This window comes from Microbacterium sp. PRF11, from assembly GCF_031844085.1.
GTDB lineage: Bacteria > Actinomycetota > Actinomycetes > Actinomycetales > Microbacteriaceae > Microbacterium.
Window position 1 is genome coordinate 1 of the sequence record NZ_JAUZUP010000007.1, and the last position, 15,530, is coordinate 15,530.

General features: G+C 70.2%; 13 protein-coding genes. 6 read left to right on the forward strand and 7 right to left on the reverse strand.

Annotated features, from left to right (window positions below; translation table 11 throughout):
- Positions 1–382 precede the first annotated feature (382 nt).
- Complete coding sequence (gene mfd / locus Q9R20_RS15680; RefSeq protein WP_311250217.1) at positions 383–3,970, reverse strand: transcription-repair coupling factor; 3,588 nt, start codon at positions 3,968–3,970, stop codon at positions 383–385.
- A gap of 246 nt (positions 3,971–4,216) precedes the next feature.
- On the opposite strand from mfd, the gene Q9R20_RS15685 reads away from it, so the two are divergent.
- From Q9R20_RS15685 to Q9R20_RS15700, 4 genes are all read left to right on the forward strand, one after another.
- Positions 4,217–4,567, forward strand: a complete 351-nt coding sequence (locus tag Q9R20_RS15685) for a hypothetical protein (protein ID WP_311250218.1) — start codon at positions 4,217–4,219, stop codon at positions 4,565–4,567.
- A gap of 160 nt (positions 4,568–4,727) precedes the next feature.
- Positions 4,728–5,246, forward strand: coding sequence for a hypothetical protein (locus Q9R20_RS15690; protein WP_311250219.1), 519 nt, complete (start codon positions 4,728–4,730; stop codon positions 5,244–5,246).
- Positions 5,247–5,837: 591 nt separating this feature from the next.
- Positions 5,838–7,388: a DUF222 domain-containing protein gene (locus tag Q9R20_RS15695; protein WP_311250220.1), complete on the forward strand. Its 1,551-nt coding sequence runs from the start codon at positions 5,838–5,840 to the stop codon at positions 7,386–7,388.
- Between the two features lie 147 nt (positions 7,389–7,535).
- Positions 7,536–8,318: a MerR family transcriptional regulator gene (locus Q9R20_RS15700; RefSeq protein ID WP_311250221.1), complete on the forward strand. Its 783-nt coding sequence runs from the start codon at positions 7,536–7,538 to the stop codon at positions 8,316–8,318.
- A 16-nt stretch (positions 8,319–8,334) separates the two neighbouring features.
- Here the strand turns inward: Q9R20_RS15700 and pth are convergent, their stop codons facing one another.
- Together pth and Q9R20_RS15710 are read right to left on the reverse strand one after the other, a co-directional pair.
- Complete coding sequence (pth, locus tag Q9R20_RS15705; protein WP_311250222.1) at positions 8,335–8,919, reverse strand: aminoacyl-tRNA hydrolase; 585 nt, start codon at positions 8,917–8,919, stop codon at positions 8,335–8,337.
- Positions 8,920–9,049: 130 nt separating this feature from the next.
- Entirely contained in the window at positions 9,050–9,688 is a 639-nt protein-coding gene (locus Q9R20_RS15710; RefSeq protein ID WP_311250223.1) for a 50S ribosomal protein L25/general stress protein Ctc, read from the reverse strand.
- 282 nt (positions 9,689–9,970) lie between these two features.
- On the opposite strand from Q9R20_RS15710, the gene Q9R20_RS15715 reads away from it, so the two are divergent.
- A complete protein-coding gene (locus Q9R20_RS15715) occupies positions 9,971–10,096 on the forward strand; it encodes a hypothetical protein (protein WP_311250224.1) in 126 nt (41 codons plus the stop codon).
- 130 nt (positions 10,097–10,226) lie between these two features.
- On the opposite strand, the gene Q9R20_RS15720 is transcribed toward Q9R20_RS15715, so the two are convergent.
- The 4 genes from Q9R20_RS15720 to Q9R20_RS15735 form a co-directional block, all read right to left on the reverse strand.
- The gene (locus Q9R20_RS15720) at positions 10,227–10,913 is read right to left on the reverse strand and encodes a fumarylacetoacetate hydrolase family protein (protein WP_311250225.1); all 687 of its coding nucleotides are present in this window, start codon (positions 10,911–10,913) and stop codon (positions 10,227–10,229) included.
- A gap of 91 nt (positions 10,914–11,004) precedes the next feature.
- Complete coding sequence (locus Q9R20_RS15725; protein ID WP_396653704.1) at positions 11,005–12,420, reverse strand: MFS transporter; 1,416 nt, start codon at positions 12,418–12,420, stop codon at positions 11,005–11,007.
- Positions 12,421–12,616: 196 nt separating this feature from the next.
- A complete protein-coding gene (locus tag Q9R20_RS15730; RefSeq protein WP_311250227.1) occupies positions 12,617–13,411 on the reverse strand; it encodes an IclR family transcriptional regulator in 795 nt (264 codons plus the stop codon).
- A 40-nt stretch (positions 13,412–13,451) separates the two neighbouring features.
- Positions 13,452–14,507: a D-2-hydroxyacid dehydrogenase gene (locus Q9R20_RS15735; protein ID WP_311250228.1), complete on the reverse strand. Its 1,056-nt coding sequence runs from the start codon at positions 14,505–14,507 to the stop codon at positions 13,452–13,454.
- Between the two features lie 112 nt (positions 14,508–14,619).
- Between Q9R20_RS15735 and Q9R20_RS15740 the strand changes: the two genes are divergently transcribed.
- The gene (locus tag Q9R20_RS15740) at positions 14,620–15,522 is read left to right on the forward strand and encodes an NAD(P)-dependent oxidoreductase (protein WP_311250229.1); all 903 of its coding nucleotides are present in this window, start codon (positions 14,620–14,622) and stop codon (positions 15,520–15,522) included.
- The last annotated feature ends 8 nt before the right edge of the window (positions 15,523–15,530 follow it).

A 15,530-nucleotide genomic window follows, 5' to 3' on the forward strand; every position in this document is an offset into this window, starting at 1 on the left:
CACCCACAGAAACAGTCACCAAGACCTACCCGTGAGGCAGTTCACTTCATATCGACCGTCGGACTGCGGCTCCGCACTGGGATCTCAGGAGATCAACCTCGGGAACCGGTCGAACGACCGGATCAAAACCTTACACCATGTGTTGGGGTTTTGGGTGGTTCGCCGCTTGAGACGATGCGGGGCCTTCCGGCCTCTCCGCTCTCCCCTGTGGGGCGAACAGGTAAAACATTACGTCGAGATCCGGGTTCGGTCGAATCGACGCCTCCGCCCGGGCGTGTCGCCGCGCGGGTCCCGCGGAAATCCCCGGCGAAGCGACGAGGGCCCGGTCGACCATCGGTCGTCCGGGCCCTCGTCCTCCGTCAGGGGCGGCGGGGAATGATGGTCAAGCGTTCGCGGTCTCCACGGCCGCATCGATCGGCAGCGGCCAGAGAGCATCGAGCAGCTGCCGGACCCACGCGATGAGGTGAGCATCGTCGGCATCCTGGGGCAGGGGAACGACCATCGCATCGCCTCCGGCGACGAGCTTCGCCTTCGGGTACAGGCGCTGCAGGCGGACCCGCATCGAATCGGCGAGATGGGCGGGGGCGATGCGGAGGTTCGACCCCATCGCGACGACGTCGGCGAGTCCGGCCTGGGCTGCGCGCCGACGCAGGCGCGCGACGGCGATGAGCCCTTCGACCTCGGCGGGCGGCTCGCCGTACCGGTCGCGCAGCTCGTCGACGACGAGGTCGATCGCGTCGTCCTTGGCGGTGGCGGATGCCGCGGCCGAGAGCTTCTGGTACGCCTCCAGCCGCAGGCGTTCGCTGTCGATGTAGAACTCGGGCAGACGAGCATCGACCGGCAGCTCCAGACGGAGCTCGGTGGGACCGTCCACGTCCTCGCCGCGGAACGTCGAGACGGCCTCGCCGATCATGCGCAGGTACAGATCGAAACCGACACCCGCGATGTGCCCGGCCTGCTCGGCACCGAGGAGGTTGCCCGCGCCTCGCAGCTCGAGGTCTTTCAGGGCGACCTGCATGCCGGAACCGAGATCGTTATTGACGGCGATCGTCTCGAGACGGTCGGCCGCGGTCTCGGACAACGGATTCATCTCGTCGTAGAGGAAATAGGCGTAGGCCCGGTCGCGGCCTCGGCCCACGCGTCCGCGCAACTGGTGCAGCTGCGACAGGCCGTATTTGTCGGCGCGGTCGATGATGATCGTGTTCGCGTTCGAGATGTCGAGACCCGTCTCGATGATGGTCGTGGACACGAGGACGTCCGCGCGGCGTTCCCAGAAGTCGTCGACGACCTGTTCGAGCGCGTGCTCGCCCATCTGCCCGTGGGCGACGACGATGCGCGCCTCGGGCACGAGTTCGGCCAGGTGCGCGGCGACCCGCTGGATCGACGACACCCGGTTGTGCACGTAGAACACCTGGCCCTCGCGCAGGAGTTCGCGCCGGATCGCCGCGGCGATCTGCTTGTCGTTGCGGGGACCGACATAGCTGAGGATCGGATGCCTGTCTTCGGGCGGGGTGGCCAGCGTCGACATCTCGCGGATGCCGGTCACCGCCATCTCGAGCGTGCGCGGGATGGGGGTCGCGCTCATCGCGAGGATGTCGACGTTCGTCTTGAGCTTCTTCAGCGCGTCCTTGTGCTCGACGCCGAAACGCTGCTCCTCGTCGATGATCATGAGCCCGAGGTCCTTGAAGACCACCTTCTCGGTGAGGATGCGGTGCGTGCCGATGACCATGTCGACGGTGCCGTCGGTGAGGCCGGCGAGCGTCGCCTTCGCCTCTTTGTCGCTCTGGAAGCGCGACAGCGGGCGCACGGTCACCGGGAACCCGGCGAAGCGCTCGGCGAACGTCTCGAGGTGCTGCTTGACGAGCAGGGTCGTCGGCACGAGCATCGCGACCTGCTTGCCGTCCTGGATGGCCTTGAAAGCAGCGCGCACCGCCACCTCGGTCTTGCCGAAGCCGACGTCGCCCGACAGCAGCCGGTCCATCGGAATCGGTTTCTCCATGTCGGCCTTGATCTCGTCGATCGTCTGCAGTTGATCCTGTGTCTCGGCGAACGGGAACGCCTCTTCGAGCTCGCGCTGCCACGGGGTGTCGGGGCCGAAGGCGTAGCCCTTGGATGCCATGCGCGCCGAGTACAGCTTCACCAGCTCGACCGCGATGTCGCGGACGGCCTTTCGGGCGCGCCCCTTCGCCGCGGCCCAGTCGCTGCCGCCCATCTTCGACAGGGTCGGGGCTTCGCCGCCGACGTACTTCGACAGCAGGTCGAGCTGGTCGGTGGGAACGAACAGCTTGTCGCCCGGGTAGCCGCGCTTGGACGGCGCGTACTCCAGGACGAGGTACTCCTTGGTCGTCTTGACCGCGTTGCGCCCACCGCTGGACACCTCGCGCTGCGTGAGCTCGATGAACTTGCCGATGCCGTGGGTCGCGTGCACGACGACGTCGCCGGGCTTGAGCTGCAGCGGGTCGACGACGTTGCGCCGCCGCGAGGCGAGCTTCTTGACGCCGCGATTGTCGCCGCTGACCGAACGGCCGTAGAACTCGGTCTCGGTGATGACGGCGAGCTTCGCCTCGCTCAGCTGGAAACCGCGCTCCAGCGGCGCGCACACCACGTGCGCGACACCCGGCTCGGGCGGGACACGCAATTCGTCGACACGGCGGGCGGCGATGCCGCGCTCCGCGAGGACGTCCCGCGCGCGGTCGACCAGTCCCGGTCCGGATGCCGTGACCACCACCGACCATCCGTCGGAGAGCAGCGCGCCGACGTGTGTGGTCGCCCCCTCGACGTTCCCTTGGAACGAGGGCACCGGCTCGGCCTTCACCCGGTGCGCGGAGTCGTCACCGACGACGAGCCCCTCGTCCTCGGCATCCGCTGCTCCCGAATCGAACGCGCTGAACTGCCACCAGACGCCGCCACGCCCGTTCGCGATCTCGTGGAGGTCGTGGAGGGTGACGAAGTCCCCCGAGTCCAGGTCGACCGGGGTGTCGGCACCGGCCGTCGCCGCCGACCAGGCGGCTTCGAGGAACTCGCGGTTCGTATCGCCGAGGGTCGTGGCGCGGGCGATCGAGCGCTCCGGATCGACCAGAGCGACGGCGCTGCCTCCGGGGAGATAGTCGACGAGGGTGATGAGGTCGTCGACGAGCACCGGGATGAGCGACTCCATGCCCTCTGCCGGAATGCCCTCGGCCATCTTCTCGAGCAGCTGACGAAGTCCCGGGTAACCGTCGCGCAGCTCGGCGGCACGGGCGCGGACCTCGGTGGTCAACAGCAGCTCGCGGCTGGGAACGAGCGTCACGGTGGACACCTCGCCGGGGAGCGATCGCTGGTCGGCGACCGAGAAGGCGCGGATCTGATCGACCTCGTCGCCGAAGAACTCGACGCGGTAAGGATGGTCGGCGACCGGCGGGAAGACGTCGAGGATGCCGCCGCGCACCGCGAACTCGCCGCGCCGGGAGACCATGTCGACGCGATGGTAGGCGAGCTCGACCAGGCGCGTGGTCGCGGCTTCGAGTTCCAGCCCGCGGCCGCCGACGGTGAGCTCGATCGGCTCGACGTCGCCGAGGCCCGGAGCGAGCGGCTGGAGCGCGCTGCGGACCGAGGCGGTCACGACCAGCGGCGTCGTCCCGTCCCACGCGGCGATCCGTCGCAGCACGTCGAGTCGGCGTCCGACGGTCTCGGGGCTCGGGCTGAGCCGCTCGTGAGGGAGCGTCTCCCAGGCGGGGAAGTGCAGCACCTGGGCGCCGGGGAGGACGGCATCCAGAGCCGGCCCGAGAGACTCGGCGCGGCGTCCGGTCGGGGCGATCACCAGCACGGCGCCCGGCTCACCCGCGGCCCGCCGGCGCTCGATGAGGCCCGCGATGACGGGGGCGTCGAGACCATCGACGAGGGAGAGAGACAGGTCGGTGGATGCCGCTGATGCGGCCTCACGATACGACTCGGCCTGCTCGAGGGCGCGCACGATCCCGGGAACTGTCACTCGTGTAAGTCTACGCGGGGCCACCGACATCGGGCCGGCCCGAGGGGGATCGAGCGGCGCGGTGAGGCCGCTCGCGGCGGCATCGCGGCGGTCTCGTAGAGTGTGGGGATGACCTCGCCGAGCGCTTCGAACGGGCCCGTTTTCGCGGCGCCGCACGCTGCTCCCCCGGTCGGTACCCTCCTCTCCCCTCCCCCGGTTCCTCGCCGCGGACGCCCACTCGGCACCTGGGCACTGCTCCTGTCGGTCATGGGGACCGTACTGGCCTCCGCCATCGGCGGTTTCGCGGCCTACCGCTCCGCGCGGGGCGCTGCACCGGGGCTCGGTTCGATGAGCACGGCGACGGGTTTTGACTGGCGGGTGCTCACGCCGGTACGCGACCTCGTGCTGCTGGCGGAAGTGTCGTTCTGGGCGGGAACTGTGGTCGGCATCGCCGCCTTCGTGCTCGGGATCGTCGCGGTGTCCCGACGGGCCGCCACGGGCGCGGGCGTCGCCGCGATCGTCCTGTCGGTGCTGGGTCCGTTCATCTTCGGCGGGCTCGCGGTCGTGGCCGTCATCGCCGGTGTCTCGGCCGGTCTCGACACCGTCACCGGCGTCTGAGCCGCGGATTCTCCGCGACGAGGGTCGCCGGCATCCGGCTTCGGAGCAGGCGATACCCCGCTGACGGGCGGTGCGTCCAGCCCCGCGACCGCTCGAACACGCGTCCTTATGCTCGCCGAAACGGGTGCAACCCGCCCACCGTCGACCAGAGGAGCAACACGTGAGCACCACACCTCCGCCCCCGGGGCCGTACGAGGAGCCCGCCGCACGCAGCCAGGCGTACGGCGAACCCGCCCCCGCGGCGGCATACGGCGCTCCCGCAGCCCCCGCCTACGGTGAACCGCCGCGGCGTGCGGTCGCGCAGTCCAAGCGACTCGGTGTCGTGGCATTCGTGGTGTCGCTCATCGCCGTCGTCGGCGGCTCGATCATCGCCTTCATCGGCGGACTGCAGAGCGGCGCGATCGCACCGTACGCCGATTCCACCGGTCAGATCGACCCGAACACGGTGCCGGCGGAGGCGCAGCAGGCCGCCGTCGCCGTCGCCGTGCTGAGCGTCGTCGCGTTCCTCGTCTACGGCGTGTTCGGTCTGTGGGGATTCGTGCAGGGCATCATCGCGGCCGTCAAGAACCGCGGACGCGGCTGGGGCATCGGCGCGATCGTCCTCGCCGTCCTCGGCGGCATCGCCGTCGTCGTCGCCCTGGGTGTCGGTGCGGCCGTGGGCGTCGGCTCCGCCATGTGACGAAGACGTTTCACGGCCCCGGTCTTTCGAAGGCCGGGGCCGTTGTCGTTCTCGATGATGACGACAGCGGAACTCTGCGGCGCGGAACGGGCGGGGGCGCGCAGGTCCGGCTTGTCCCGTTCGGGGAGGCGATGCGTCTCGTCCAGGGCGGCGCGCGCGGGCGAGGTGCGTCAGGTTCGCGGGCGGTGCGGAACGACCTGGGCGTGCTGCCGGACCATGTCTGCGCTCGAGCGGAACGCTCCGGATGCGACGCGTTGGCTTGCTCGCGAGGTTCCGGGCGCTGAACAGGATGCGCTTGGATGCGTCGCGGTGCGTCTTGCACCGGGATGCCGGGACTCGATCAGCCGGCCGGCGGGGCGGCGTGCGGCGTGCTGCGTGGAAGCGTCAAGCACGCGACCTGGAGCGCGGCATGCTGCGTGCGGCGTGCTGCGTAGAGGCGTTAGGCACGCGACCTGGCGCGCGGCATGCTGCGTGCTGCGTGCTGCGTAGAGGCTTCGGACTGTTCCTCCACAGACGGTTCTCTGGTAGATCCATCCACAGAAAAACCCGATCGGAAGGCTAAATGTCGGAGGTCACGGCTAGCATGCCTGCATGAGCTTCTCGACACCTCCACCCTCGTCACCCGACGGGTCCGACCCGCTTGCGGTCGTGCTGGGCGAGGTGCTCGAAGCGGATGCCGCACTCGCGTCTGCCGAAGCCCGCAAGACCCGAGCGCTGGCCCGGGCAGGGCGTCTCGCGATCGACGTCATGGCCGGGCAGCGGGCGTCGTCCCGCGCGGCGGAGATGGCGCTGCGGGAGGTGGCGTCGGAGATCGCGGCCGCGGGGTGTTTGTCGGATCGGTCGGTGCAGGCGCAGATTGAGCGAGCGCTGACGCTCGTGGACCATTTCCCGGCGACCGTTGACGCCTGGGAAGCAGGAGCGTTGTCGCGGGCGCACGTGCAGGCCATCGTGGATGCCGGCACACCCCTGCCCGTCGACAAGCGTGCGGAGTTCGACGTCCTCGCCGCCGCCACCGCCGAAGGGCTGAGCCCCGGGCGCCTGCGCGCGCGACTGGCGACCCTGACGGAGCGGTTGCAGCCCACCACCATCACCGAACGTCACCGGCGGGGCCGTGAGGAACGGTGCGTCCGGGTGGTACGGGGCGAGAACGGGATGTCCGATCTGATCGCGACGCTTCCGACGGTGCTCGCGGTGGGGATCTACGACCGGTTGACGCAGCAGTCGCGAGCGTTGATCGATGCGCGCGATGAGCCCGGATTGCCGGTCTCGGCGGGCGCCGGTGACACATCTTCGTCCGGTTCGGATCAGTCGGTCGTCAGCGGCGCCGCGTTCGGGATCGACCGTATTGGCCGCGGTTCCGACGAACGGCTGGAAGGGGAAACGGTCGGCGCGATGGAGGCGCTGGAGCGCGACGCGACCGCCGCCACCGCGGGTGCAGGCGCAGGCGCAGGCGCAGGCGCAGGCGCAGGCGCAGGCGCAGGCGCAGGCGCAGGCGATGTTCGCAGCACCGATCAGGTTCGCGCCGACATCCTCGCCGACCTCCTCCTGACCGCCGCGCCCGACGCCGACCCCACCCGCACCGACGACGGCCCCGGCACCCTCGGTGCCATCCGAGCGCGTGTGCAAGTCGTCGTCCCCGCACTGTCGGTCCTGAATCCCGAGCGGGAGAACATCGACCCCGCCGAACTCGTCGGACACGGCCCCATCGACATCGACACCGCCCGACGCCTCGCCGAGACGACGAGAGTGCCCTGGGACCGGGTACTCACCCACCCCGTCACCGGAGCCGTGCTCTGCACCGACACGTATCAGCGGACCGCCGCGATCGACCGGTACCTTCGTGCCCGCGACCGGCACTGCCGGTGGCCCGGCTGCACGGCCCCGGCGGTGCGCTGCGAGGTCGACCACAACCTCGACTACGCCCTCGGCGGCAAAACTCACGTGTGCAACCTCTGCCACTTCTGCCAGAGACACCACACGCAGAAGCAATTCACCCGATGGCAGGTCAGACAACTCCCCGGCGGGGTCATCGAGTTCACCTCACCCACCGGGCGCGTCTACACCGACCATCCGCTCCCGTATTCGCCGGCCGTACGGTTCGCGCGGGAGGAGCCGCCGCCCTCAGGAGTGCCCGTGCGATGATCATGCGGATACGACTCTCGTGCACCCGAACCACGGCCTTCCGGCCGAGGCGCCGGACGACGTGTGCGCGACGACGTCATACCGTGAAGGCGGTCGCGGCCGCTGCGTCATCGCCTGCTTCCCCCTGACACCGTGTCAGGGTGTGGAATGTCGTCCATGCTCTCCATCGGCGAACTCGCCCGGCGCACAGGCACGACTCCACGCATGCTGCGCCATTGGGAGGCGACCGGAATCCTCCCGCCGGCGGCGGTGGACCCGCGATCGGGTGCGCGGACCTACGAACCGGAGCAAGAGGGGCGCGTGCAGACGATCGTCGCGCTTCGCGCCAACGGCTTCGGACTCGACGCAATCCGCGACCTGTTCGACTCGACGAGCGACATCAGCCGCGTACGGACCGTCCTCGACGCGCGACGGTCCACCCTCGCCGCGAGCATCGCCCGCGATCGTGCCGCTCTTCGTCAGCTCGATCAGCGCCTCGAAGCGCTCGACCGGGCACGAGAGGCCATCGAGGCGACGCTCGAGATCGGGCCGCTGCCGCACCTCCAGGGCGCCGGGTCGCGGGCCCCGGTCTTCCACGAGAGCGAGATCGCCGCGGTAGCCCACCGACTGAGGGAACGCGTGCAACCGCGCCCCGCCGAGACGGTGGTCCAGATCTACGACGGGACGACGAACCTGCAGGTCATCACGGTCACGGTGCTGATCCCCGGTCGAACGGCGACAGCGGGCACCCCCGTGCTCACCGTGGCCGCCGCCGATCGAGGAGCACGCGTGCGGTTGGCGGATCGCCCCGTCGATCTCGGCGACTGCTGGGCAGCCTTAGACGCGGTTCTCCTCGAGCGCGGCCTCGACGCACACGGACCATTCCGGCACGCCCTCTCACCGGACGGATCGACGGTCCTCTCCGTTCCCGTCCGCCCGATCGAGCGTTGAAGTTGAAGTCCAGGCGTCACACCCGAGGGGCATGGAAGCGCTGCTGAGCGGCGACGAGACCGTCCTCGACGAGGAGTTCGACGGCATCCGCGGCATCCGAGACGAGGATCGGCAGGGTCTGCCGTTCGATCGCGCTGAACGGGTCGAGCACCCAGTCGGCGGGGTCCTGCCGTCCCACCGGGCGGCCGATGCCCACGCGGACGCGGGGGAAGTCCGCGGTGCCGAGCGCCTTGGCGATGTCGCGCACGCCGTTGTGCCCGCCGTGACCGCCCCCGGTCTTGAGCTTGATGGTGTCGTAGGGGATGTCGAGTTCGTCGTGCACGACGACGACACGCTCAGCCTCGACACCGTAGAACCGCGCCAGACCCGCCACCGGACCGCCGGAGACGTTCATGAAGCAGTTGAGCTTGGCGAGCACGAGCTTCGCCGCCCCCGGTCGGAGCCACGTCTCGACGACGCGCGCGTTCGCCTTGTGCGCGCGGAAAGCCTCGCGCCGCCGCCCGGCGAGCTCGTCCATCACCATCTGACCGATGTTGTGCCGAGTCGCCTCGTAGCGCGGGCCGGGGTTGCCGAGACCGACGATGAGCCAGGTGTCTGCCATGGCATCCATCCTTCCGGATGCGCGAACCGGGTCCGCGCGCTCGAGCCGAGCCCCGAAGACCCGGAAAAGTAGAACGAGGGGGCGCGAGAACGCGCCCCCTCGTGATCGGCGAGCCGGAGCCCGCCGGGGATTACTTGTCGTCGCCCTCTTCGGCCGACTCGGCCTCTTCGGACTGCTCCTCGGCGACCTCGGCGTCGGCTTCGGCGATCTCCTCGTCTGCGGCGATCGTGTCGAGCGGGATCGAGACACCGACGACGAGCGTCTCGGGCTCGGTGACGAGGGTCGCGCCCTGCGGCAGCGTCAGGTCCGCGGCGGTGATCTGCGTGCCGTCCTCGGCACCCTCGACCGAGACCTCGATGTTCTGCGGGATGTGGGTGGCCTCGACCTCGAGCGACACGGAGGCGGCGTCGAGCATCGCGATGGTGCCGGGGAAGGGCTCGCCGGTGACGACGACGGGGACGTCGACCTGGACCTTCTCGCCCTTCTTCACGACGATGAGGTCGATGTGCTCGATGATCTGGCGCACGGGGTCCTTCTGCACGTCCTTCACGAGGACGAGCTGGCCCTTGCCCGCGATGTCGAGGTCGAGCAGCGCGTTGGCGCGGCGGATAAGCAGCGCGACCTGGTGGCCGGGCAGCGCGACGTGCTGGGGCTCGGTGCCGTGACCGTAGATGACGGCCGGAATCTTGCCCGCGGCGCGCAGACGACGGGCGAAGCCCTTGCCGAAGTTCTCGCGGAGCTCCGCGACGACCTTGTTGTCTTCCGACATGATGTTCTCCTCGCGGGCTCGCGGCCCGCAGCTTGTGAGCGGGACATGGCCCGCACCTGTGTGGTCTGGATTCGACTCGAACGCGAGCGCGTGAGGAAAGCCGGGGAGCCTGCATCACTGCGTCGATCACGGATGCCCGCGAGCCGTACGGCCCGCGAAGCGGCATCCCTCGCCGAAGTTCCCCGGAAGTCTACCAGCGCGCGCGTGCCCGCACGACCCGCGCGTGCCGGGGCGCTCCCGGCGGCCCGATAGGATCGAAGCCCACCGACCCGAAGGATTATCATGGACAGCGGCTTCTTCTCACACGTCGTGCTCTGGGTCATCGGCGGCATCGCCCTGGTCGGCGGCATCGGCGCGATCGGCGCCCTGTTCTCGATGGGTCGCAACGCGAACTACAAGAAGCACTGATCACGCGGATCGCCGGCCGCCCCCTCGGGCGATCGACCGATGACCGCCCCCGTACGACGGGGACGAACGAGGCGGACCCGCCCACCGCGGGTCCGCCTCGTCGCACATCGGAGCCGTGAGGCTCCCCGCCTCACACCGTCGAGGTGCGCAGGCTGATCTCTCCCACCACCACGTCGACATCGGCTCCCGGCCGGATCGGGGATGCCGAGAACGGGGCGCCCATCATGATCACGTCGCCGGGCCCGAGCGTCGTCCATCCCGCCACGTACGCGAGGCAGTCCCGCAGCGAGACCGGGTAGCGGCCGGCCGAGGTCTCGGCGACCGGCTCGCCGTCGACGAGCAAGCGGAGGGGCACGTCGTCGTCGAGCCCGATCGAGGTGTCGATCCACGGCCCGAGCGGGGTGTAGCCCCGCCCCGACTTGGACTCGAAGTTACGCGGGTCGACCGCCGCGCGGTCGGGGCTCGAGAGGTCGTTCACCGCGGTGACACCCAGGACGTACTCGTGCGCGTTCCCGGCGGTCAGGCCCGTCGTCTCCCGGCCGATCACCACGGCCACTTCCGCCTCGGCCACCGTGGTCCCGGCATCACGTCGGAGCGTCACCGTCGCATCGGGGCCCACGACGGTGCGGGGACTCTTCAGCCACGCCTGCACCGGCGAGGCGTGACGCGGACCGTTCTGGGCGATTCCGACGACGAGCGTCGGCTCGCACGGCGCCAGGAGGGTTCCCGACACCGGACCGCCGGCATCCTGGACCTCGCGCCCGGCGGTGAAGGCGGCGAACGGGTCGTGGACGGGGATCCACGTACCGTCGGCCACGGCGCGGACGGTACGGACACCGTCGGGCGTGGAGATCCTCGCCAGACGCATCAGATGGCTGCCGTCATCGAAGCGGCCCGGTCGGGCGCGCTCACGCGATCGTCCGGACGGTGACGGTCGTGGCATCCACGCCCTCGCCGGCCTCGTCGCGCGACACCTTGATCGCATCGTCGGTGCGGGTGAGGTCGCGACGCAGCGTCTCGGGCACGAGGAACGTCGAGGCCGTGGTGATGAGTGCCAGCGTGCCCATGTAGATCGCCAGCAGCAACCAGTTCGCCCCGCTCACCGCGATGATGTAGGCGCCCAGGACCCCGGCGAGACCACCGGCGAGCACCGCGGAGATCTCGCGGGCCATCGCGACACCGAGGTAGCGGTGGCGGTTGCCGAACAGCTCGGGAAGCATCGCGCACTGGGGTCCGAGCATCGAGTTCACCGCGACGCCGATGCCGATCGCGATCACGGCGATCGTGATCGGGTAGCTGCCGAGCGACATCAGCCACCACGCGGGGAAGGTGAGCAGCAGCATGAACAGCGCGCCCGCGCGGTAGACCGTCCGCCGGCCCATGCGGTCGGACAGCGCCCCCGTGAGCGGCACCGAGAAGATGCCGATGAGCGAACCGAGCGTGACACCCCAGGTGAGCAGGCTGCGGTCTGCCTGGCCCCCGACCGAGGCGACGAAGAACGTCAGCGCGAGGGTGTTGAACATGTAGGAGCCGCCGTTCTCGGCCATGCGCAGACCGATGCCGACGACGACGCCCGGGAGACCGCGCGTGAAGATGTCGCGGATCGGGCGATCGGCGATCTGCTCGGTCTTCTCGAGCTCGATGAACGTCGGCGTCTCGCGAAGCCGCATGCGGATGAACAGCGCGAGCAGGATCAGCACGAAGGAGGCGAGGAACGGAACTCGCCAGCCCCAGCTGAGCAGCTGGTCCTCGGGGAGCAGCGAGATCAGGCTGAAGACGACGGCGGCGAGAAGGGTTCCCGCCTGGATGCCGATGAACGGCAGGGCCGAGAAGAACCCGCGACGCTTGACCGGCGCGTACTCCGCCATGAGCACGGTCGCCCCGGCCTGCTCGGCGCCCGCCCCGAAACCCTGCAGCAGACGCATGATCACGAGCAGGATCGGCGCGAGGATGCCGACCGCCTCGTACGTCGGCAGCAGGCCGATCGCGGTGGAGGCCCCACCCATCAGCAGGATCGTGATGACCAGCACCCACTTGCGACCGAGCTTGTCGCCGAGGACACCGAAGAAGAGGCCGCCGAACGGACGGGCGAGGAAGCCGACCCCGTAGGTCGCGAAAGCCGCCACCGTCGCGAGGGCCGGGTTGTCCTGCGAGAAGAACAGGACGTTGAAGATGAGCGCCGTCGAGAGGCCGTACAGCGCGAAGTCGAAGTACTCGAGCGCACTGCCGATGCTCGAGGCGAGCGTCGCCCGCCGCAGATTGGCGGCGTATTCGGGATCATCCGTCGGCGGCGGCGTCGGGTTGGATGAAGTGGTCACGGCCATCTCCTTCGATCGGCTGGGGTCTTACGACGAAGCCGACTGTACCAACCCGCTGGACAGAGTTCAATATGTTGAACACGTTTCCGGCGCTACGGCATGACAAAGGGCGTTCGGGGCGGGTTCGGCAGCTCGGGGCGGGATCATTCCGCCCCGAACGACGAACCTCGCCCCAAACCCGAGGAGGGGCAGCGCGGGCGGATCAGCCCGCGCGCGTCGCGCTGAACGGGTTCGTCAAGGCCGCGGCGGCCTCGCGCAGCGCGGCGCCGACGCGGGCGAGGCGTTCGGTCGTGGCATCCGCGACCGGGATGCCGACGCCCAACGCGAGCTGCGGATCGCCCGGCGCCCACCCCTCGAGGGGGACGGCGACGCCGACGATGCCGCGGAAGGACTCCTCTTCGTCGACGGACCACCCGCGCTCGCGCGCAGCGCGCAGCTTCGCGATGACCGCGTCGACGTCGACCGTGCTGTGCTCGGTGAGCTTCGGCAGCGGGCGGCCGTGCGCGAGGAGGGCGCGGACGTCGTCGTCGGAGCGGGTCATGAGCAGCGCCCGCCCCGTGGCGGAGAGGGCCGCCGGGAGGCGCGAGCCGAGCGGCGTGCCGAGCCGCACGGAACGCGACCCCTCGTACCGGGCGAGGTAGAGGGCATCGACGTCGTCGAGCACGGCGACCTGCACGAGCTCGGTCGCGAGTACCGGTGAGCTCTCGCACACGGCGTAGAACTCGCGCACCTGATTGAACTGCGCCGCGAAGGCGCCGCCCAGCTCCGCGGTACGGATGCCGAGGCGGTAGCCGAGCGGAACGCGCTCGATCATGCGGCCGGCCTCGAGCGACAGGCACAGGTTCGCGGTCGAGGACTTCGCCAGCCCGAGACCCGCGGCCAGCTCGGTGAGCGTTAGCGCACGGTCGGCCTCGGCCAGCAGACCGAGGAGGCGGATGCTCCGCCCCACCGCCGGAGCCGGATCTCGAGCGATCGCGGTGTCGTCGTCGTCGCTCACTGCGACCTCCCGTTGCGTCGACGTCGCCGGAGCGACCGTGTCAGTAGAACTCGACCGTATCGACTACGGCACGCATCGGCTCGCCGTCGAGAAGGCGCGTGGCGTTCTCGGCGAAGCGTCGGGCGATGCGCTCCTCCTCTTTGCTGCTCAACGCGGCGGTGTGCGGGCTCACGAGGACGTTCGGATGCCGCCACAGCGGGGAGTCCTCGGGCAGAGGTTCGACCTCGAAGACGTCGAGCGCGGCGAACGACACCCGCCCGTCGTCGAGGGCGGCGAGAAGCGCCTTCTCGTCGATCACGGTCCCCCGACCGACGCTGGCGACGATGACGCCGGGCTTGACCGCGGCGAGCACCTCCGCGCTGATCAGGTGGTGGGTCTGATCGGTTCCGGGCAGGGTGACGACGACGGCGTCCACCTGCTGCACGGCGGTCACGAGGTCGTCGAGCGGGATGAGTCGATCGACGCCCTCGACCGGGGCGCCGGAGCGCGTGGTCCCCCAGACCTCAGCGCCGAGAGCGTGGAAGCGACGGGCGCATTCGGCGCCGATCCCTCCGAGACCGACGACGAGGACGGTCATCTCGTCGACCTGACGCATCTCCCACCGGTCGGTCCAGGTCTTCTCCGCCTGCTGGCGCGCCAACCGCGGCAGATCCTTCGCCCCGGCGAACACTCCGAAGACGGCGAACTCCGCCAACGGCCCGCCGTGCACCCCCGCACTCGTGGTGAAGACGACACGGTCGAGCGACTCGCGATCCAGGCCCGCCGCTTTGACCTGACCGCCCCCGCCCGCGGCCGTGGTCATGACCCAGCGAAGACGGGGGTTCGCCGCCACGGTCCGCGCGAGGGCGGCGGGGTCGACGTCGGGGATGCCGAAGAGGGCCTCGGCGGAATCGACCATCGCGTCGAAGGCACGCTGCTCGTCGGGGGTGCGTTCGTGGGCGGGGTCGCCCGACCAATCGGCGGGCCCGCGCATGGGGTGCGTGAGCGAGGCGTCGCGCACCACCTCGACGCGGGGTTCGAGGCGTTCGATGAGGCGGCAGTGCTCGTCACTCAGGGGAACCGCGACCACCGCGCGTAGGCTCTTCGTCGTCGACATCGTCGTCTCTTCCCTCCACCGCGAGGATCACCGACCGCTCGCGGGCTGTTTCGAATGCTGTTCACCATAGTGAACCCTGTTCAACCTGTTGTCCAGCCGATAGGATCGCGCCATGACTCCGCTCGACGAAGAGACCGGTACCTCCGACGACACACGCCTGGGCGTCTGGGGCCTGGGCGCAATGGGCGAACCGATGGCGCGGCATCTGCTGGACGCACGCGGATCCCTGACGGTGCACGCGCGCCGCGATCGCCCGGATCTGACCGCGGTGGGCGCGCAGTGGGCGCCGACCGCGCGCGAGCTCGCCGCGGCGACCGACGCGGTCCTGGTGATGCTGCCCGACCTCCCCCAGCTCGAGGAACACCTCGACGGGCCCGACGGCCTCCTCGCCGGCGTCGGCGGTCGCGACTACCTCGTCATGATCGGCTCGACCTCCTCCCCCGTCGGGGTCCGCGAACTCGCGGAGCGCTTGCCGGCCGGCATCCGGGTCGTCGACTGTCCCGTGTCGGGCGGGGAGGACGGCGCGAAAGCGGGCACCCTGTCGATCATGCTCGGGGGCGATCCCGCCGACACCGAACACGCCGCGGCGTTGCTCGAGCCGTGCGGACGACCTGTGCGCCTCGGACCGCTCGGCGCGGGCGAGGTGGCCAAGGCCTGCAATCAGATGGTGGTCGCGGCGACGATCCTCGCCCTCGGCGAGGCGACTGAGCTCGCGGCGCGCTCCGACGTCGACCCGGCGGCCCTGTGGGAGCTGCTCGGCGGCGGCTACGCGGGCTCGAACCTGCTGCACAGCCGCCGCGACAAACTCGTCGAGGGCGACGACTCCCCCAGCGGCATCGCGGGGTACATGGTCAAGGACCTGCGCTTCGCCGCCGACATCGCCCGGGCCACCGGAACCCGCCCCGCCCTCCTTCCGGCCCTGCGTTCGGCCTTCGACGAGATCGTCGACCGCGGCCTCGGCGAGCGCGACATCGCGGTGACCCGCCGGTTCACGGCCGAGCGCAGCGCGGACTGAACACGTGG

What these genes read in the sequence shown, in the direction of transcription:
- Q9R20_RS15715 (WP_311250224.1), top strand. Translation starts at nt 9,971, where the DNA reads ATGGACAGCGGCTTCTTCTCACACGTCGTGCTCTGGGTCATCGGCGGC.
- Q9R20_RS15725 (WP_396653704.1), bottom strand. Translation starts at nt 12,420, where the DNA reads ATGGCCGTGACCACTTCATCCAACCCGACGCCGCCGCCGACGGATGAT.
- Q9R20_RS15735 (WP_311250228.1), bottom strand. Translation starts at nt 14,507, where the DNA reads ATGTCGACGACGAAGAGCCTACGCGCGGTGGTCGCGGTTCCCCTGAGT.
- Q9R20_RS15700 (WP_311250221.1), top strand. Translation starts at nt 7,536, where the DNA reads ATGTCGTCCATGCTCTCCATCGGCGAACTCGCCCGGCGCACAGGCACG.
- Q9R20_RS15685 (WP_311250218.1), top strand. Translation starts at nt 4,217, where the DNA reads ATGGGGACCGTACTGGCCTCCGCCATCGGCGGTTTCGCGGCCTACCGC.
- Q9R20_RS15710 (WP_311250223.1), bottom strand. Translation starts at nt 9,688, where the DNA reads ATGTCGGAAGACAACAAGGTCGTCGCGGAGCTCCGCGAGAACTTCGGC.
- Q9R20_RS15740 (WP_311250229.1), top strand. Translation starts at nt 14,620, where the DNA reads ATGACTCCGCTCGACGAAGAGACCGGTACCTCCGACGACACACGCCTG.
- Q9R20_RS15695 (WP_311250220.1), top strand. Translation starts at nt 5,838, where the DNA reads ATGAGCTTCTCGACACCTCCACCCTCGTCACCCGACGGGTCCGACCCG.
- pth (WP_311250222.1), bottom strand. Translation starts at nt 8,919, where the DNA reads ATGGCAGACACCTGGCTCATCGTCGGTCTCGGCAACCCCGGCCCGCGC.